The sequence below is a fragment of the Cloacibacillus sp. genome (assembly GCF_020860125.1).
Lineage (GTDB): Bacteria > Synergistota > Synergistia > Synergistales > Synergistaceae > Cloacibacillus.
Window position 1 is genome coordinate 1 of sequence record NZ_JAJBUX010000054.1, and the last position, 19,026, is coordinate 19,026.

General features: G+C 57.1%; 14 protein-coding genes. 7 read left to right on the forward strand and 7 right to left on the reverse strand.

Features of this window, described 5'->3' with window-relative positions:
* Positions 1-444 precede the first annotated feature (444 nt).
* Positions 445-1,347, reverse strand: a complete 903-nt coding sequence (locus tag LIO98_RS07000) for a YitT family protein (RefSeq protein ID WP_291954687.1) — start codon at positions 1,345-1,347, stop codon at positions 445-447.
* Between the two features lie 187 nt (positions 1,348-1,534).
* Here LIO98_RS07000 and LIO98_RS07005 point away from each other — a divergent pair, with 187 nt between their 5' ends.
* Positions 1,535-1,972 (forward strand): hypothetical protein, encoded by a 438-nt coding sequence (locus tag LIO98_RS07005; RefSeq protein WP_291954690.1) that lies wholly within the window; start codon positions 1,535-1,537, stop codon positions 1,970-1,972.
* A 418-nt stretch (positions 1,973-2,390) separates the two neighbouring features.
* Here LIO98_RS07005 and LIO98_RS07010 read toward each other — a convergent pair whose 3' ends face one another.
* A complete protein-coding gene (locus LIO98_RS07010) occupies positions 2,391-4,649 on the reverse strand; it encodes a patatin-like phospholipase family protein (protein WP_291954693.1) in 2,259 nt (752 codons plus the stop codon).
* Between the two features lie 450 nt (positions 4,650-5,099).
* On the opposite strand from LIO98_RS07010, the gene LIO98_RS07015 reads away from it, so the two are divergent.
* From LIO98_RS07015 to dctP, 4 genes are all read left to right on the forward strand, one after another.
* Positions 5,100-5,897 (forward strand): pyrroline-5-carboxylate reductase, encoded by a 798-nt coding sequence (locus LIO98_RS07015; protein ID WP_291954695.1) that lies wholly within the window; start codon positions 5,100-5,102, stop codon positions 5,895-5,897.
* 88 nt (positions 5,898-5,985) lie between these two features.
* On the forward strand, positions 5,986-7,623 hold the full coding sequence (locus LIO98_RS07020; protein ID WP_291954700.1) for a hydantoinase/oxoprolinase family protein: 1,638 nt from the start codon (positions 5,986-5,988) through the stop codon (positions 7,621-7,623).
* Between the two features lie 179 nt (positions 7,624-7,802).
* Positions 7,803-9,578 (forward strand): cobalamin-dependent protein, encoded by a 1,776-nt coding sequence (locus LIO98_RS07025; protein WP_291954703.1) that lies wholly within the window; start codon positions 7,803-7,805, stop codon positions 9,576-9,578.
* A gap of 46 nt (positions 9,579-9,624) precedes the next feature.
* The gene (gene dctP / locus LIO98_RS07030; RefSeq protein WP_291954706.1) at positions 9,625-10,665 is read left to right on the forward strand and encodes a TRAP transporter substrate-binding protein DctP; all 1,041 of its coding nucleotides are present in this window, start codon (positions 9,625-9,627) and stop codon (positions 10,663-10,665) included.
* Between the two features lie 134 nt (positions 10,666-10,799).
* Here dctP and LIO98_RS07035 read toward each other — a convergent pair whose 3' ends face one another.
* The 4 genes from LIO98_RS07035 to LIO98_RS07050 form a co-directional block, all read right to left on the reverse strand.
* On the reverse strand, positions 10,800-12,044 hold the full coding sequence (locus LIO98_RS07035) for a sugar diacid recognition domain-containing protein (RefSeq protein WP_291954709.1): 1,245 nt from the start codon (positions 12,042-12,044) through the stop codon (positions 10,800-10,802).
* Between the two features lie 100 nt (positions 12,045-12,144).
* Entirely contained in the window at positions 12,145-13,074 is a 930-nt protein-coding gene (locus LIO98_RS07040) for an ABC transporter permease (protein WP_291954712.1), read from the reverse strand.
* Positions 13,074-14,174, reverse strand: a complete 1,101-nt coding sequence (locus LIO98_RS07045; RefSeq protein WP_291954715.1) for an ABC transporter permease — start codon at positions 14,172-14,174, stop codon at positions 13,074-13,076. Before LIO98_RS07045 ends, LIO98_RS07040 begins: the two co-directional genes overlap by 1 nt.
* 687 nt (positions 14,175-14,861) lie before the next feature.
* A complete protein-coding gene (locus tag LIO98_RS07050) occupies positions 14,862-15,326 on the reverse strand; it encodes a universal stress protein (protein WP_291954718.1) in 465 nt (154 codons plus the stop codon).
* Positions 15,327-15,435: 109 nt separating this feature from the next.
* Here LIO98_RS07050 and LIO98_RS07055 point away from each other — a divergent pair, with 109 nt between their 5' ends.
* Together LIO98_RS07055 and LIO98_RS07060 are read left to right on the forward strand one after the other, a co-directional pair.
* Positions 15,436-16,176 (forward strand): 2-phosphosulfolactate phosphatase, encoded by a 741-nt coding sequence (locus LIO98_RS07055; protein WP_291954721.1) that lies wholly within the window; start codon positions 15,436-15,438, stop codon positions 16,174-16,176.
* An 11-nt stretch (positions 16,177-16,187) separates the two neighbouring features.
* On the forward strand, positions 16,188-17,360 hold the full coding sequence (locus tag LIO98_RS07060; protein ID WP_291954723.1) for an iron-containing alcohol dehydrogenase: 1,173 nt from the start codon (positions 16,188-16,190) through the stop codon (positions 17,358-17,360).
* A 73-nt stretch (positions 17,361-17,433) separates the two neighbouring features.
* Here the strand turns inward: LIO98_RS07060 and LIO98_RS07065 are convergent.
* On the reverse strand, positions 17,434-19,026 hold a 1,593-nt coding region (locus LIO98_RS07065; protein ID WP_291954726.1), incomplete at its 5' end, for a RecQ family ATP-dependent DNA helicase.

Consider the following 19,026-nt stretch of genomic DNA (forward strand, 5'->3'; position numbering starts at 1 on the left):
TAGTTTTCGTTCTTTGTGGGGCATGATCGAAGCACATGCATTATGTTTGCGGTTTTGCTTATGCCCTATCGATGATAAACGGAGTTTTTTCTTAAAGCCTTCCTCTCTGAGGAAGGTGGATCGCCGCCGCTTTTGCGGCGAGACGGAAGGAGTGTTGCTCTGTTTGGCGTAGGAAGCGCGCCAAACAGAGCCTGCGGCAAAAGCCGCGTGAGAACATAAGGTCAACTCCCCCTTACCCCGCTTCGCGGGACTCTGTTCAAGAGAGGGAGTCAAAAACCTATGCTAAATCGCTATTTACCTTTTTTTCTACCCAAAGGAAATCGGCGTTTAGACGTGCGAATAACGAAATGACTGAGGGTTTGGCAAGCGGAGGCGCACTAAAGTGCGGTGAGCATTGCCAAGCCCCCAGTCATGAAGTTAGTCGTGCTTATAAACGCCGATTTATCAGATGTTGCGCCAGCGCTTAAAACCTTTGCCCACCACCTCGTTGGCTTCGGTGACCACCATGAAAGAGCTGGGGAAATGCTCGGCGAGAAACCTCTTGAGCTCCACCACCTGGCGCGGCATCAGCAGGCACATGATCGTGAAGCCGTCGCGGCGTTTGTAGCCGCCTTCGCTTGAGAGCAGCGTACAGCCGCGGCCGAGTTTTTTGTTGATGAACTCCACCACCGCGTCGGTATTTGAAGCGACGATGAAGACGAGGCGGCGTTTGTCGAAGGAGGCCAGCACGCTGTCCATCGTCATGCCGCAGATGTAGCAGGAGATGAAACCGTACATCACCTTTTCAAGGCCGATGATGCTGAAGGATATGGCGAGAATGACCATATTGAAATAAAAGCTGAGCCGTCCGACCTCCATGCCGTAACGCTTTTTAAGTACGGAGATCGCGATGTCGAGACCGCCGGCGCTTATGCCCTCACGGTATAACAGGCCGATGCCGAGTCCTTTAATGACGCCGCCCGCCACCGCTACCAGGAAGATATCGTCCATTATCGGAAAATTGATGGTCTGGAGTATGTCAAGTACCGCGGAGAGCACAAAGGCGTTTATGACCGTCCAGATAAGAAAGCGTTTAGAGAGCGTTCTCGCGCCCCACGCAAGCAGGATGATGTTCAGGACGAGCAGCACGTAGGCGGGGTTCAGTCCCAGCGTATACTTGAGCAGCACGGCGATGCCCATGACGCCCTGGTCGGCGAATTTGTAGGGTATCGTGAAGCCCACTACGCCCACCGCGTAGATCACGATGGCCGCCATGGATATCAGCAGAGTCTTCCACTCCGAAAAGAAGAGCAGCTGCGCCTTTCTATAGAGGTGTTTCCATTTTATCTCTTCGATCATATGTTCCATTTTTTATTCTCCTCATTGGGTTCTTGCTGCCCTTATTATATCTGATTTACCGCCTTTATTTACTATCGCAGGCTATTTTTTACAATCCGTAGTTTCACTATAAATAAATTTATGGCTTCCGCCAATTAAGGTCCCGCATGCTGTGATAAAATGTACTGTGAAAATCAATTTGGCAGGAGGAATAGAAATGGCGGCACCTATGCAGATAAGCCTCGAAGAGATCATCTCAATGCTTCTTCAGCGCGTTGAATCTCTCTCCGCGAGCGACGAGAACAGCAAGACGAAACAGAACATCATAAACCGGGTCCTTTATAAAAAGGGCATACTCACGGACGATGACATCCTTGAATCCGTGAAGGACGAGTATCGCATGCTCAAGGAGCTGGGCGTGATACAGGCCGAGCCTGACGATGCTATGTACAAGACGATCACCGACGGCATCCTTCAGTGGATCAAAGGCGACGTCGACGGTATAAAGCAGTCGATGGCCGATTACGAGAAGAAGCTTCAGGAGTACGCCCGCGAAGAGGCGGCGAAGAAACCGAAGATCGAGGTGGCCGGCGCGAACATCCTGAATCAGCTCGACGCGGCGGCGGGTAAGAAGGGCGGTAAGCTCATCATCTAAAATCGGCGTTTATAAGCACGATTTGCGTCATAAAACGGTGGTTCCGAATCCTACGGCAAAGGCATCCGCATGCCGCGGCAATATGGATAATTTGAGAATGTCCCCGCCCTGTGGCGGGGACATTGCCTTGCAATCGCCGTAGGTTTTTGTTTTTTCCGCATGTCGTGAGTTAGCCCTAGAGCCACTGGTCTCCGGCTCGGAGGATTGCGCGGCAAGTCAGGGACATACGGCGGCTTTTGTCTCAATATGCTGGACGATAAACCGCAATTTATCTCTTTTCCCGTCCAAAGGAAATCGGCGTTTAGACGTGCGAATAACGAAATAACTGAGGGCTTGGCAAGCGGAGGCGCACTAAAGTGCGGTGAGCATTGCCAAGCCCTCAGTTATGAAGTTAGTCGTGCGTATAAACGCCGATTTATTAGGGCAGCGGCCCATCCCAGAACCGCGGCACCCCGATGGTGTAGCCTATCGTGAAGCCTCCGTCGTCGTCGTATACGAAGACCAGCTTGCCGCTGAAGTTATTCATCGGGACGGATAGCGCAAGGCCTACCTCCCAGCGGCTGTCGGCGCTGTTCCAGTCATACATCACCTGCCCGTAGTTGCCGAAGAGCTCCATATTGACCCCGCCCCACCACGAACGGGTGAAGACGCGCTCTATGCCAAGGTGGAACCAGTAGGCCTGATCTCCGACCAGCGGGTGCTGTCCGAGGCTGTACAGCTCCTCGCGCGTGCCGAGCATAGCCGCATAGGCCAGGTTATCGGCATCCCCAGTTTTGAGACCGCCGGCGAAGATCACCTTGCCCTTTTGCAGGAAGGGTACATAGGTGCTGAATTGAGTGTTGGAGACCACGTTGTGGTCTATCGGGAACCAGAGGTCGCTCATGACGACCATGCCTCTGGTCGGCAGGATCGGGTCGTCGAGGGTATTGAAGTTGAAGGTGAGATAGGGACCATGATCCTCGATCGCTTCGTTGCCAAGCGAAGTGACGCGCTGCGCGCCATAGCCGATGCCGATGCGCGCGCGGTCGTTAAGCCGCCTATACCAGGCGGCCTTTGCCGTGAATCTCTCAAACTCGGCGGCGCCGTAGTTATACGGCTCATATTCCTCGCGACGTCCCGCGAGCACCAGTCCCCACTGGGAGTCCTTTTCGTCCTCTACCGTGAAGTAGCGCATCATCGCGCCCCAGGTGGTGCCGAAGCGGTATTCGAGCGAGGTGGAATCTCCCGCCATGAGAGTGTCGTGCACCACCGCTGAAAGCGATATCCAGCGGTTCCAGTAAAGGTTGCTCGCGTAACCGTCGATGCCGAACTCATATTTGGCGGGCCGCTCGATCTGAAAGATGACGGCGACCGAGCCGCGCGAGATGATCTCTGTGCGTCCGTCGACGGATTTTATGTCGTCGCGCGTGGATATCTGGGCCACGGTGGCCGCCACGAGCCTCATATCGAGAGGTTTGCCGATCCAGTCCTCATACTTCTCGTGGAGTTCTTCCGCGACGCCAGCCGGTACTCCCTCGAAGCGGACCTCGGCTACTACCGGCGGCCCATGCCGCCTGCTGCGCTCCATCCGGCTGTGGTCCCAAGTGTGGCATTTCTCTTCGACAAGCTTTTTCAGCTCGGGAACTTTCTCCTCGGCCGCCTCGGCGCCCTTGTCGATTATCTTATCGTAGCCGCCGGAGGCGAAGGTGCTGAAGCCGCTCACATCAGGGGTGATGACGAGGTCGGCGGCATCTAGGTTTTCTCGTATCTGCTGCACCATAAGGATGTCGAGCGTCTGTGCCGCGACGTCAAACATCGTGTGGAAGCTCTCGTTCTTCTTCGTGATGTCCTCCGGCGAAAGGTTGACGGCGACGATCGGATGTCTGGGGAATATCTTTTTTGCCTCAAGGACGGGCAGATTGGCCTTTAGGCCGCCGTCTACCAGCAGCATGCCGTTCATCGGCCACGGATCGAAGATGACCGGGATCGACATCGAGGCACGCAGCGCCGAGGCGAGGTTTCCGTTGCGCAGGACGACGGTGTCTCCATTCCCCAGGTTCGTCGCCACCGCGGCAAAGGGGATCGGAAGGTGGTCAAAGTCCGTCACCGAGACGGTGGAGGTGAGCTCGCTGAGGAATGCGTACAGGTCCTTAGCGTTAAGGGCTCCGAGGCGCCCCTGCTCGTTTTTGTTTTTATCTATCGTGAGAGAGAAGAGCGAATCCCCGGGGGTGGCGGGCTTGTTGTAGCCGTTTATAAGATCGGTCCTGTTGCGTCCCGACATGATCTCCATGAGATCGACCTTCGACAGCACCTCTCGCATATCGGCGGGGGTGCGTCCCGAGGCGTAGAGTCCGCCCATAATCGACCCCATACTGGTGCCGATTATGGCGGCTACGGGGATATTTTCGCGCTCAAGCACCTCAAATACGCCGAGATGTGAGAGCCCCTTCATACCGCCGCCGCAGAGCACCAACACAACGCCCTCTTTGTGTGGGAAACCCCAGCTCTGCATATGCACCCGCGTCTCGGGGCTGTCCCTCTCGAACTCCGCGCGCGCCGCCCACTCTTCGCTTTGGCTGATATCTTTACCGGACAAGTCGTTGGATGTGCCCGCCGCGTACGCCGCGGCGCAATTCCCCACAGTAAAGAATGTCAAAAGCAGGGATAAAAAGATTTTATTCTTAAAGATTTGTTTCATCATTCGGCCACCTCGCAAAATACCTGAAAAACACTAAATATGGACTCTTTCTCAAGATAATTCTACGCTATTTATCTGCCATAAGTCTATCTCTTTACACAAAAATAAAGTGATGGACTTATATACGAACCCGCATATTAGTATTTTTAACGAAATACTTTGGCCATTCGCAGTCATTTGCGCCCATATCGCCGATATCGTCCCTTGTGCAAAGGTTACAAGACGGAGGCGATAATAAAAGCCGATTTTGTGCCTCCGTTCCAATGACATATCACATAAATTGAAATACATTATTCACGGACTGTTAGACTGCAGATAAAATAAATTAGCGAAGCGGCTGAAACAGATAGATTTTTTAAGGTTTGACGGCATCTTCCGGTAAGGTATGTTTTTTCGTGTGCTTTGCAGTGTGATTGATTCAGAACTGCCAGAGAGAGGGAGGTATGCAACATGAAAATATCGTTCATTGGCGCGGGCCATATCACGGAGCTTCTGATAAACCATCTTGTCTCCGACGTGATGTTCGAGGCGGGGGATCTGACGATTTCCGACCCCGACGGAAATAGATGCTCGGAGCTGAAGCGGAAATTTGGCGTCTCCGTCGCGGCGGACAACAGCGAGGCCGTTTCGCGGTCGGAGTTCACCTTTGTATGCGTACAGCCGCATATCGTCCGCAAGGTCGCCGCCGAATTGAAAGAGGCCTGTCTGCGCGGCCGGATTTTGATCTCCGTCAGCGCGGGGATCTCAACCGGCCTCTACCGGAGGGAGCTTCCCGATGCCGTAGTGGCGCGGATACTCCCCAATCCTCCCAGCGCGGTCGGGGAAGGGGCGATTCCCGTAACTGTCAGCGATAATGCGGACGAGGAACAGCTCGAAAGCATCATGAAGCTGGTCGGCCTGTTTGGAAAATGTTTTGTCGTCCCGGAGGACAAGATAGACATCTTTACCTCGCTGACGAGCCCAGCTCCCGTGCTGACCTTTTTTGAGACGATGATAGACGCCTCGGTCCTCTGCGGCCTCGACCGCGAGACTTCGTCGGCGATGGTCTTTCAGACGATAAGGGGCTGTCTCAGGATGTGGGAGAAGAACGGTTTCAATTTAAACGAGCTGATTGTAAAATCGTGCACGCCGGCGGGAACCTCGGTGGAGAGCCTGCGTGTCATGGACCAGATGAATTTCCGCGCCGCCGTTAAGGAATCTTACCGCGCCGCGTGGGAGAGGTCCAAAGGATTCAATAAAGAGGATTAGCGGCAGCGGTGTTTCAATGTATTCTCCGCCGGAGTTTGCCGCGGGGAAGATATTTGAAGAGCTGCCAGGATCGTTTCGGAGGGTGTTTATGGCTAAAGAGCGGGAAAACAGGTTAAAGAGGCTCACAATAGGTATCGACGTCGGCGGCACCAACACCGACGGGGTTCTTTACGATACGGAGGCGCGCCGCATTATATCCTCCGTAAAAACTCCAACCAACCACGCGGATTATCGAGATTCGATCGAAGCCGCTTTGGGCAGGCTGCTTCGCGCCGCTGACTCCGAGGATATAATCTCGCTCAACATCTCCACTACGCTTTCGACCAACGCCCTGCTCGAGGGCAAGGGCGCTCCCGTGGCGCTGGTGCTGATCGGCTACGAGGATTTTCCCCATATAAAGGATGAGATACTGCGGACAGTCTTGCCGGCGGCGCTGCTCTCCGTCCGCGGCGGCCATAACGGCTGGGGCAATGAGCGCGAGCCGCTTGACCGGGAGTCGCTGGCGCGCTTCGCCAGAGAAGAGGCGGGCGGCTATTTCGCCGTCTCGTCGCTCTATTCGCCGCGCAATCCCCTGCATGAAATGGAGGCCGCCGGAATGATCAGGGCCGCCGGCTGTGCGGGGCTCACCTGCGGCCACGAGATGGCCCGCTCAAAGCTGAACTCGGTGAAGCGCACTGTGACGGCCTTTCTGAATTCATCCCTGATGGAGGTGACGGAGCGCCTCATTCAAGGAGTGGAGTTCTGCGCGGCCTCGCATGGCCTCCGCTGCCCCGTGATGTTCCTGCGCAGCGACAGTTCGCTCGTCTGCGGGCGGTGGTGCGCGCGCTTTCCTCTGGAGACGGTATTCTCCGGCCCCGCGGCGAGCATGCGCGGCGCGATGCTGCTCGGAGGCGTATGCGACGAGGACGCGGTCGTCGCCGACATGGGCGGCACCTCTACGGACATCGGCGTCGTGAAAAAGGGAAAGGCCGTCTATTCAAAGGAGGGCGCCTTGATCGGGAATTACCGCACGATGATTCCCTCGCTTGAGATACGCTCGATCGCCCTTGGCGGCGACAGCGCGGTGAAACTTGGCGAAGGGGGAGAGCTCACCGTCGGCCCTGAGAGGGTGCGTCCCTACTGCCGCGCCTCCGAAGGGGAGGAATGCGGCTATACGCCGAGCGACGCGCTCTCCGCCCTTGGCGCGGCGGCGATCGGCAGCTGCGGCAGGAGCCTCCGCGCCTCAAATGAATATGGCGGCAGACTGGGCGTCTCGGCGGTGGAGTTCGCGCGCCTTGTGCGCGGCGAAGTGTCGAAGCGGCTGTCGGAGGCGCTTCATGGGAGCGGTGAAGAGTCTCGGCGTATCTGCGTCGGCGCGCCAGTCGCCTCTTTTGCCTGTGGCGCGGACTGCTCGGTGCCGGAAGAGGCGGCGATCGCGAGCGCCGTAGGCGCGGCCTCCAGCTCGCTCTCGCTGTCCTGCACCGTATCCATCCTGCACAGCTTCTTTGACGGGAACTTTTACGCCTTTCTTCCCGCGGGCCAGATAAGGGGAACGGATTTTGAGTCTGTCTATTCACGGTCCCGCGCGGCTCTCGAGAAATATCTGACAGAGCAGGTGGCGCTGATGGGCTTTCAGGAGGCCGCCGCCGAGATCAGCGAGGAGCGCGAATATATCGGAAAGGAAAGGTCTCTTCTGTCGCTCTCGACGGTTACTCTGAACGGCAAAGCTGTTGTGCATGATGCATAAATAAAAGACTGATAATTTGTCTGACTTCTTCAAAAAGTTCATCTAATTATTTATTATGCACAAAAATTAAATCTTATAGGGTCAATCTTTCATCAGCTCTTTACAATGACGACTGTTCTAAATTCGTATAAAGTATGGGCCATAATTTGCAGGGCCTATACAATTTGGAGGCATTGATAATGATAATTTCATTGAAAGAACGTATCGCCAACATATTGAGGGAGACGCCGCTTCCAAAGGCGCGGAACGTCATGGACGAATCGCGCAGGCTTGCCTCCGAGATAACTATAGGCCGCACAAAATTTATGGATAAATATGACGTTTCGTCAGAGCTTGAATATAAGCGCCGCTGTATCAAAGAGGGGCGAATCATGTACCATGCCCACATCGGCATGAACACCTGGAAGGAGACGGCCAAGGCGCTTGACGGAGTCTATAACTTCGCGCAGGATAACGGCTTCATACTCGACCGCGCCGGTATCTGCCTCGACCGCCGTATGTCTCTGCCGCCGGAGATGAGGAAGTCGGCGCCGCAGGAGAGCGGTCCCTATCTCGAAAATGAGGAAGACTGGCGCGAGGTGGGGCAGGCCGCGCCGATCCAGCCTCACATGGGGGACTTCATCATCGGTTTCCCCGCCTCGACGGTAAACGCGATGGCGGCGCTGCGCGCCGGCGTTACAACGGTGGGCAATCTTTCTCAGTTCTTCGCTCACGAGGCTCCGATGTGGAAGCGCACGGACATCACGACGGTCGAGACCGTCAAGGCGATAGGCATTATGGGGGCGCTTAGAGATAAGGGAGCGCTGATGCACTCATACCTTGACGACGGGTTCGGGGCGCTTTTCCTTGACTGCGCGACAAGCGCGGCCTGGGCCTATCTCGAAAGATACATCGTCGAAGAGCTTCTCGAAGCTAAGCTGGCCCACTGCGTGGGCGGCCTCATGTCGGACCCCGTAAAACGTTCGGGCTGGGTCTTTGCGCTTGACGAGATACACGACCATGACTGCATCGGTTCGATGTTCTACGGAGATACGATATCCTCGGACCGCGATCCGGAAAAGAACCGTTCGCTGACCGCCGAATATCTGCTGTGGGACATCATGGCGCAGCTGGAATGTCCTACCGGCCACGGACTAATGCCCGTACCCTTCACCGAGGCGCTGCGCGCCCCCTCGCTGGAGGAGATCTGCGAGGTCCAGCTCTGGACCCGCGAGATAGAACGTATCGCGCGCCGTATGCACCCGCATTTTGACTTCACGGCGAGCAAAGAATTTGCCTCTTCTATCTGCACGAAGGGAAAGGCCATCTTCCACAGCGCCCTCGATTTCTTCGCGGACTGCGGCGTCGATACAAGAGACGCCGTTCAGATGCTCTATATATTGAAGTGCATCGGCCCGCGCGCCTTTGAGGACGAACTGAATCCCGGCGCGCGGAGTAAAACGGCGGCGGAGGATAACCCGCCGATCCCCAACGATATCTTTACCATGACGCTGGCTCAGGTCGATATCTGGCGTCCGCGCTACGAGAGCGGCGAGGCGCGCAAAAAGCTCTCCGGTATAAAGGTGCTGCTGGCCTCGACTGACGTACACGAACACGGGCTGCTGCTAATAGACCGTCTGCTCTCGGCGGCGGGGGCCCTGGTGGAGAACATCGGCGCCGAACGCAACCCCGACGAGGTGGTCTCGGAGGCGGCGAAACGCGGCTCGGAGATGGTCTTCATCAGCACGCACAACGGCATGGCTCTCGAATACGCCCGCAATCTGCTCGATGAGATGGAGGAAGAGGACTACAAAGCCCCCGTCTGCATGGGCGGCGTGCTCAACCAGAACACGGCGGAGGGAACGACGCCGGCAGAGGTGAGCGGGGAGCTCGAAGAGATGGGGATAGCCGTGGTGACCGACCTGTGGCTGCTGCCGGAACGCGCCGCCGCCGCGAAAGAACATTTTTGCCGATAAGGCCTTGGGCTTTGTAATTATATACACATAAAAGGGGAGATTTATCATGCTACACAAGGGTTTTTTCAGGTTTTTCGCTTCATCGTTCACGGCGGCTGCGCTGATGTTGCTGCTTTGCTGCGCGCAGAGCGCGCAGGCAGCGCCGGTTATCCTTAAGTTCGCCGGACAAAATCCGCCGGACCACTACGCGACGGCGTCGATGAACGAGATTGCGAAGGCGGTCGAAAAAAAGACGGAGGGGCGCATCCAGATCAAGGTCTATCCCGCCAACCAGCTTGGCGATTATTCCCTCGTCTATGAAGAGCTCATCCGCGGCACGGTCGAGATGGCGGCCATCTCCTTCCCGAGCCAGTTCGACAGCAGAATGGACCTCATCTACGTACAGGGCTATACCAGCAGCTACGAACAGGTCGCGAAGGTCTATGACCCGAACGGCTGGTTCTTCAAAAAGATGGATGAATTCAACAAGGCTCTAGGCGTCAAACTCCTCGGCATGTATCTTGAGGGTATGGTCGGCATCGGCACCGTAAAAGATATGAGAGACCCGCTCAACCCGAAGGTCGATCACGGCGTACTGCTTCGCATACCGAACATGGATGTCTTTAAGACGGCCCTCGAAGGCGCGAAATACCGCACGATATCTATCCCCTTTGCCGACGTCTACCAGTCGATGCAGACGGGCGTCTGCGACGGAGACACCGGATACTCGATCGTGGCGGCCTACACGGCGCTCGGCGACGTTATCAAGAACTGGTACAACCTCAATAAAAACACGGAATGCCTCGGGATCATGATCAGCGCCAAGGTATGGGACAAACTCTCCGAGGGCGATAAAAAGATACTTCAAGAGGAGGTCAACAAGCAGGCCGCGCTCTCAATAAAGAACGCGGAGGCCAATGACAAAAAATACCTCGACCTGATGAAGAAAAAGGGCATCAAAGTCCACACATACACGACGGAACAGCTCCGCCCGCTCATGGAGGCCTTCGCGGCAACCTGGGGCCAGCTTGACAGCACAAAGGGTAAAGAGCTGATGGACGAGTTCCGCACGGAGATGAAAAATATACTGGACAGCACCAAACAATAAAGACATCCACAGGCCGCCCTCTGAATACGGAGGGCGGCGTATAGAGCAAGACATGCCGTTTCAACCCCAACAGAAGAAGAGGGCCGTGTATGAGCACGGCCCTCTTCTTTTCACCGGTATATATTATCCGTGAGTCAGCGGCTGCCGCCGCGGTTTCCGAGCTCCCTCATATAAAGCGCGAGATAGAAGGCGGTCACCTGCTTGAAATCCTGCATCGAGATGCCGAGGCGCTCCTCTACCTTTTGCAGGCGGTAAGAGAGGGTGTTTCTGTGCAGGTGGAGCCTTTCGGCGGCCTGCTGCTTACTGAAAAATGTTTCGCAGTAGACTTTGAATGTCTCCAGCAGGTCGTGCGCGTCGCCGTCGCTGCCGAGCGCGGCGAGCTTCTTTTCGATAAAGCGCAGGGAGACGTGCGGTTTTACCGAAATCAGCATCTCTTCCAGCAGCAGCCTGTTGAAAGTATAGGCGCCGGGGGGCAATGACAGTTTTTCGGCGATCCCGGCGACGTCCCAGGCGTTTCGGTAGGCGTTCGGCAGCTCGAAAAGATTGCGCGCGGGGTGCCCCACGCCGATGATAGTCTCCAAAGAGGCCTCCTTCAGCCTGTTGTATATCTCCTCGGCGGCCTCGCCCGATCTCTCGACATCCTCGTCCAGACGCTTCTCATCGGAGATGTCGCAGGGGCGTATCACGACGAAGCGGTCTCGCGCCACGCTCGCGATGATCGTCTGTGGATCGGGGAAAATCTCCCGCAGCAGCACGATGACACGGCCATGCATCGAGGAATAATCGATCTCGTCCTCTATCGGATCGGAGTAGTTCTCGTAGGATATCTTCACCGGGTTCTTTTCAAGCCCCAGGCCGCGGAAATTCGAGAAAAAGACGGCGATCACGCCGCGCGGTCTGTCAAGCTCGATCCCGAACTGTTCGGCGCGCTTTGTCAGCGACGCGTGGTCGTCGCTGCTTGGATCGAAGAGGCTGATCTCGCGGACGAGATCATTTATCTTCTTTTGTGGAGAGCTCATGGTGGGGGAGAGTATCTTTTCACGCAGCATGCTCTCTATCTGATTCTTCACCAGCATCGAGAACTGCAGCACGATTTCCGGCTCCCCAGCGATAGCGAAGGTGCCGATGACTCGTCCGTTATAAAAGAGCGGCACCGTGGAGCCAGGATACCATACTCCGAGCTTCTTCGCCGCCTCCGCATCGTCAAAGCTCATCTTCTTATACTTTATGCAGGGAATTGAGGGAGGATGGAAGTCCCCGATCCTCTCCTTCGCGGGAGAGCCGATTATGATCCCGTTGATATCCGTGATGATGATACTGCGGCCCATCATCGAGCTCAGATATTCCGAAATTTCCTGCGCATATTTTGATAGCATCATCTTACTCCTGTACTTGGGTCTAATCAGGATATCCGCCGGATGCGGAACGGTTTGCCCATAACATTATCCTGCCTGTCCGGCGTATACTGCCGGCCTCTATTTACTCCCGGTCCTCCCTGCGGAAGGGAACCCCTAACGCCGCCGGCGCACCCAGCAGCCGGCCCTTGCCGGCCCTGACGGATACGGCGGTCAATACGATTATAGTCATAATATAGGGTAGCGTCATAAGCAAAGAGGTGGAGATCGTGGAGCCCATCGCCTGCAGCCGCAGCTGTAAAGCTTCAACGCCGCCGAAAAGATAGGCTCCGAGCGCCGCGCGGGCGGGATTCCAGAGTCCGAAGATTACAAGGGCCACCGCGATCCAGCCGCGTCCGGCGGTCATCCCCTCGATCCACATCTGCGCGTAAACGACGGAAAGATAGCCGCCGCCCACTCCGGCCAGGCCGCCGCCGAGGATACAGTAAAAATAACGTATCCTTGTGACCGGCAGCCCCATAGCGTCAGCCGCGCGCGGGTTCTCTCCCACGGCGCGCAGGTTGAGCCCGGGGCGCGTAAAAAAGATGAACCAGCAGAGGAATATCACGAGGATATACGAGAGATAGACCATCGCGTTATGCTGAAAAAATATCGGTCCGATAAAGGGAATATCGGCGAGCAGCGGCAGGTTCATCTGCTTCATCCCCTGTATCGTCTGGCCGATCGCCGTGCGTCCCATCAGCGCGGAGAGGCCGTAACCGGTCAGCACCATCGCGAGGCCGCTCACGACCTGGTTGCACATCAGCGTTATACATAGGAAGGCGTGTATCAGCGTTATCGCGCAGCCCGCCGCGAAGGAGGCGGCGATGCCGAGCCACGGATCGCCCGTCGCCATCGTCACGGCAAAACCGGCGTAAGCGCCGACCAGCATAATGCCTTCAAGGCCGAGATTCATCACGCCGGCCCTCTCGGATATCACCTCTCCAAGAGAGGCGTAGAGCACCGGAGTTCCGCTTCTTACCGCCGCCGCGAGCACCACTGTGAGAAATTCCATTACGCCTCCTCCACGCCGCCGGAGGCGGCCTTTTCTCTTTCAACATGTACCACAGATATCTTAAAACGTGACAGAGTCTCCGCGGCGAGCACGGAGAACAATATCAGCCCCTGTAAGATCTGAAGGCTCGCCAGCGGCAGCCCCATCACCACCTGCAAAGTGTCGCCGCCGACAAGCAGTATGCCCATGAGGAAGGCGACGAGCGGAACATAGATCGGGGAGAGGCGCGCGAGCCAGGCGACGAGAATGCCGGTGTAGCCGTAGCCCATCGAGAAGCCGCGGCTCATGCGTCTGTAGAGCCCCGCCATCTCGCTCATTCCCGCGAGCCCCGCCACCGCGCCGCCGATGAAGGTGACCAGGAGGATATTCTTTGAGATATCGATACCGGCGTAGCGCGCCGCGCGCGGGTTCTCGCCGATCACCGATATCTCGTAGCCCCACTTGCTGCGCTTCAATATGATCTGAAAGACGACCGCGATCGCCAGCGCGATGAAGATGCCGCCGTGGATGCGCGTATTGCCGAAGACCCAGAGGCGCGCCGCGTCGGGAAAATTGGGCGTGAAGGGAAAGCCCATGCTCATTGGGTCCTTCCACGGCCCGTAGATGAAATATTCGCTGAGATTTATGCCGATGTAGTTGAGCATCAGCGTCGTGATCGTCTCGTTGACGTTCCAGCGCGCCTTCAGAACACCGGCGAGCATGCACCACAGGCCGCCAGCGGCGGCTCCCGCGGCGAACATCATTACAAACATGACGGCCCAGTTGTCGACGGGGAAATAGCGCACGACGGCGACAGTGGCGATCGCTCCGAGGCAGAGCTGCCCCTCGCCGCCGATGTTCCAGACGAGCATCTTGTAACAGATCAGCCCGCCAAGCGCCGTCAGCGTCAGCGGTATCGCCTTGGTGACAATCTCGCTGAGCCCGTAGCTGCTTCCGAGCGCGCCTTTGAGCACCTCATGATAGGCTTTCAATGGATTCACTCCGAGGCAGGCAAAGAGCACGCCGCCGGCCAGGAGTCCGAAAATGACCGCCGCGACGGGGATGAGGACGTTTACCCAGGGGGGATTGTAAAGGCGGGGTTCAAACTTCAGTCGAATCATCACAAAGCCTCCAGATCACGGATATACAACTGATAATTATAGCATTTTACATCTTAAATCGGCTAAAATCGGCGTTTATAAGCGCGATTTGCGTCATAAAACGGCAGCTCCGAATCCTCGCCGTATGCTAATACGGCTCCGGTATCGGAGCCACCGCTTTATTTAGCAACTCGCACTTCTAAACGCCGATTTTATCTTCGAATGAGTAAAAGGTTCGCTGGCCGCCTCAATTATGGAATTTTTTTTAAAGCGCAGCCACTATTTATTCTACGGCACTTCTTCGCGCCGATTTTACTGTTGTTATGCGAAATTTGATTTTAATGCTACATGAAGGCATTAGGTTGCCTCTGTTTTGTCATGCAGGGTTTGACCCTGCATGACAAAACTAGATCCCTATTTATCTCTTTTTCCAACCCGAAGAAAATCGACGTTTATAAGCAGAGAACCAAAACGCTGATTCTGCGTTTTGTGTGAATCGCTTAGTTTGTTCATCAGACGTGCAGATGACGACGCGAAATAAGGCCGGAAAACCGCAGGCGCACTTTGGTGCGTCGATCGCAAGGCAATGTCCCCGCCACAGGGCGGGGACATTTTCAAATTATCCATATTGCCGCAGCATGCGAATGCGTCTGCCGCAGGATGCCAGAGCCCAAAGTTATGACGCAAATCGTGCTTATAAACGCCGATTTATTGGTGACGATAAAGAAGAACAGAACACTTGGCCTGGTTGACGACCTTCAGCGCGGTGCTGCCGAGGATCATGCGTTCCAACGTCGTGTAGCCCTTGTTTCCGATTACGATGATGTCATAGCCGTCACTGTCGGCGACGCGGATGATCTCGCTTCCGGGGTTGTCCGCCACGTTCACGCGGACGCCGCATTTATGCCCGTCGGGCAGCGCGCCGTATTTTTCTTTGATCTCATCAACCAGCGTATTGATCTCTTTGGCCGCCGCCTCTTTGACCTTTTCTTCTGTGCTGTGGGCCTCTGGGGTGATGTAAAAGTGCATATTGTAGCCCTCGAGCGGCGTAGCCATCGCGGGGACTATGTGGAGAAAGGTGACGTCCGCTCCCAGCTGCTGCGCGTAACGGTAACCGTTGAAGGCCGCCTCGCGTCCGACGGGGCTGAAATCCACTGCGATCAACATTTTCATAATAGTTGTTCCCTCCTCTGTCTTATTTTTGCATTTCTATTATAATCTCTAGTTGTACGTTGTACAGATTAATCAATATTATCAATAAAATTGACGGAGGCTTGGTCAGTTGAAATACATATTCGACGTTGCGTTTCTTCCCTCTGAAGTTCTTAAGGATCATGATGTACGGATAGTGGTGGATCTCCTGCGCGCGACCACCCAGATCACCACCTTTTTCGACGGCGGCGGCAGCGTGCTCGTCCCGCTGAGGGAGGTCGAGGCGGCCTTTGAGATGAAGGAGCGGCTCGGCGGAGACTGGAAGATCATGGGAGAGCGCGGCGGCCTGCCCGCGCCGGGCTTCGATTTTGGCAATTCGCCGCTGGAGCTGCTGGAGGCCGGCGTGCCGGAATTTGCGATCATCACCACCTCAAACGGCACGCGCGCGCTGATGCGCGCCTCCGAGGGCTGCGGGCGCGTACTCGCGGGCTGCGCGCGCAACGCGGAGGCGGTCTGCTGGGACGCCATCTGTTCGGGGAATAATGTCGGGATAATCTGTGCCGGGCGCAACGGCGAATTTTCGCTCGAGGATACGGTCTGCGCGGGAATGCTGGTGGAGAAGCTGCTGGCCCTAGCCCCCGCGAACGGTGCGGAGGAGATGGAGCTCACCGACGGCGCGATGTCGGCTATGGCGCTCTGGCACCATTTCGGACCCGATATCACGGCGGTCTGTCAGGAATCGATGCACGGGAAGATTCTCTCGGGGCTTGGCTTTGACAACGACTTGTTTTTCTGCGGCGAGGTCGACTCGAGCTCCACGGTGCCGGTATTAAAAGATGTCGATGGCGTGCCCGCGCTGGTCGGCAGATAGGAGCTGTTATTATGGATGAAATTATGGCGCGACCCTTCAATTTTCGTATGCCGCGCGAGGTTATCTTTGAGGCGGGCTGTTCCGCGCTGGCAGCCTCGAAGGCGGCGGCCTTAGGCGCGAAGCGTCCCGTCTTTGTGACGGGACGCAGTATGGCGGAGAGCGCGGAGCTGGCCCGGCTGCTTGACGGGGCGAAGGCCGCGGGTATGGAACCGCTGCACTGGAGCGAGGTAGAGCCGGAGCCGCCCGTCGAGCTCCTTTACAGGGCGGCGGCGGATATCAGTGACTTTGGCGGGGACTGTCTCATCGCCTTCGGCGGCGGCAGTTCGATGGATTTTGCCAAGATGGCGGCGGTGCTCGCGAAGTATCCCGCGATAAGGGTGGATGAGATGGTCGGTTCGGAAAAGGTGCCAGCGCGCGGTCTGCCGACGGTGATGATTCCGACGACGGCGGGCAGCGGTTCGGAGGTCTCGGCGGTCGCCGTCTTCTCTTTCCCCGAGGATAAGATGAAAAAGGGCGTCGCGGGCGGCAATATGGTCGCCGACATCGCGCTCGTCGATCCGCTGCTGACTCTCGGCCTGCCGGCCCATATCACCGCCGCCGCGGGGATGGACGCGCTGGTGCACGCCGTTGAGTCGTATCTTTCGCTGGGCACGAACCGGCTGACGCAGGATCTGGCCCTCGCCGCGATAAGGAAGATCGTTCCCAATCTCGCCCTCTGCGTGCGCGAGCCCGGCAATGTCGGGGCGCGCACCGCGCAGGCCTACGGCAGCCTCACGGCGGGAATGGCCTTTGCGATGTCCGGCACCGCCGGCGTCCACGCGATGGCCTATCCGCTCGGCGGCGAGTTCCATGTGCCGCACGGCGAAGCGAATACGGCGATGCTGCGCTGGGTGATGGAGTATAACCTTGAGGGCTGCCAGGAGCGGTTTGTGCCGATCGCGGAGGCGATGGGGATAAGGACGGAGGGCATGAGCCCGGAACGCGCCGCTTCGGCGGCTCTCGACGCGATGATCGCGCTCGGCGAGGAGTGCGGCGTAAAGACGCGTCTGCGCGACTTCGGCATCCCCAAGGAGGCCTGCTCCCGGATGGCCCCTGCGGCGATAAAGGAGAAGCGGCTTATCGGCAACAATCCGCGCAGGCTGACGGAAGAGGCGGTAAGAAAGATATACGAACGGGCCTGGTGAGGAGGGGATTGTCCCTCTGAACGGCTGGAATATGACGATATGCCGCCGGCGGAAGAGGCCGGCGGTTATTTTTTTATCCCTGTCTGCCCTTCCAGTCGTTGACGGCGTCGATGAAGGCCTCTCCGTAGCGTTCTAGTTTGGCCGCGCCGACGCCGGGGACCTCGAGGAATTCCTCTTCGTCCATCGGCAGCATGTCGCAGATGGCGGAGAGCGTCTTGTCGGTGAAGACGACGTATGGCGGGACTCCCTCTTCCGCGGCGATGGCCCGCCGCAGCGCGCGGAGCTCTTCAAACAATTCGCTGCGGACGATCTCCACGCTCTTCGCCCGTTTTTTGAGACGTTCGGCCTTCTGCGCCCGCTCTTCGGTGCGGCGCATGATGAGCGGCGTCGCGCTGCGCAGGAAGGGCATCGTGCGCTCTGTAAACGAGAGGACGGGGTAGTCGCTGTTTTCCATTTGCAGGTAGTTTTCCGAGATGAGGAAGTTTATCATCTCGTGTACGTTCTGGGCGCTGTGTTCCTTGAGCAGCCCCCATGTGGATATTTTATCAAAACCGAGACGCCGCACCTCCTCGCGTTTTGAGCCGCGCAGCACGTTGACGAGCATCACGGAACCGTATTTGCCGCCGCCGCTCGCCTGGGCCATGCGGTAGACGCAGGAGAGTATCTTCTGCGCCTCGACGGTGATGTCGACGCGCTCTATCTCGTTCGTGCAGTTGCCGCAGGCGCTGCATTTTTCGGGGACGCCGCTCTCTCCGAAGTAGCTCAGGATATAGCCGCGCAGGCAGTTGTTGGTGTGGCAGTAGTCGACCATCGCCTGCAGCTTGCGGTAGGCGGCAGGGCGCGTCTCTTCGGGGCTCTGGGCGATAAAGAAACGCGCGGTCATGATATCTCTCGATCCGTAGAAGAGTATGCAGTCGGCGGGCAGTCCGTCGCGCCCCGCGCGTCCCGCCTCCTGATAGTAGGCGTCGAGGTTTGAGGGCATATTGTAGTGTATGACGTAGCGTACGTTTGACTTGTCTATGCCCATGCCGAAGGCGTTTGTCGCGACCATTATCGGGGCGCGGTCGTAAATAAACGATTCCTGGTTCCGCCGCCGTTCTTCGTCGGAGAGTCCCGCGTGGTAGCGGACGGCGTTTATCCCATGCCCGCGCAGCCGTTCGCATATCGACTCGACATTTTTCCGTGTGGAGGCGTAGACGATGCCCGACACCTCGGGGAACTGCCGGACGTATTGTATCAGCGCGGCGTTCTTATCGGCGGGATATTCGACGTGGAAGAAGAGGTTTTCGCGGTCGAATCCCGTCGTCAGCGTAAATGGTTCCCGTAGCGCAAGCTGGGATATGATGTCGTCCCGCACCTCCGGGGTGGCGGTCGCGGTGAAGGCGGCTACCGTGGGGCGTTTGGGCAGCGAGGCGATCACAGGGGCGATGTTGAGGTATGAGGGACGGAAGTCGTGTCCCCACTGTGAGACGCAGTGCGCTTCGTCTATGACGACGAGACCTATCTCGATGGAGCGCAGGAACTCCGCGAAGCCCCCGCCCTCAAGCCGTTCCGGCGCGACGTAGAGCAGACTCACCCGTCCCTGACGTACCTCGCGGAAGATATCGGAGGCCGTCTCCCAGTCCACCGCGCTGTTTATTGAGGCGGCGCTCACCCCGTTCTGTAC

Bases quoted from the DNA above. Each gene is read 5' to 3' on its own strand.
- LIO98_RS07020 (WP_291954700.1), top strand. From the start codon at position 5,986: ATGGCTAAAGAGCGGGAAAACAGGTTAAAGAGGCTCACAATAGGTATC.
- LIO98_RS07005 (WP_291954690.1), top strand. From the start codon at position 1,535: ATGGCGGCACCTATGCAGATAAGCCTCGAAGAGATCATCTCAATGCTT.
- LIO98_RS07040 (WP_291954712.1), bottom strand. From the start codon at position 13,074: ATGGAATTTCTCACAGTGGTGCTCGCGGCGGCGGTAAGAAGCGGAACT.
- LIO98_RS07060 (WP_291954723.1), top strand. From the start codon at position 16,188: ATGGATGAAATTATGGCGCGACCCTTCAATTTTCGTATGCCGCGCGAG.
- LIO98_RS07045 (WP_291954715.1), bottom strand. From the start codon at position 14,174: ATGATTCGACTGAAGTTTGAACCCCGCCTTTACAATCCCCCCTGGGTA.
- LIO98_RS07000 (WP_291954687.1), bottom strand. From the start codon at position 1,347: ATGGAACATATGATCGAAGAGATAAAATGGAAACACCTCTATAGAAAG.
- LIO98_RS07015 (WP_291954695.1), top strand. From the start codon at position 5,100: ATGAAAATATCGTTCATTGGCGCGGGCCATATCACGGAGCTTCTGATA.
- dctP (WP_291954706.1), top strand. From the start codon at position 9,625: ATGCTACACAAGGGTTTTTTCAGGTTTTTCGCTTCATCGTTCACGGCG.
- LIO98_RS07035 (WP_291954709.1), bottom strand. From the start codon at position 12,044: ATGATGCTATCAAAATATGCGCAGGAAATTTCGGAATATCTGAGCTCG.
- LIO98_RS07010 (WP_291954693.1), bottom strand. From the start codon at position 4,649: ATGAAACAAATCTTTAAGAATAAAATCTTTTTATCCCTGCTTTTGACA.
- LIO98_RS07050 (WP_291954718.1), bottom strand. From the start codon at position 15,326: ATGAAAATGTTGATCGCAGTGGATTTCAGCCCCGTCGGACGCGAGGCG.
- LIO98_RS07025 (WP_291954703.1), top strand. From the start codon at position 7,803: ATGATAATTTCATTGAAAGAACGTATCGCCAACATATTGAGGGAGACG.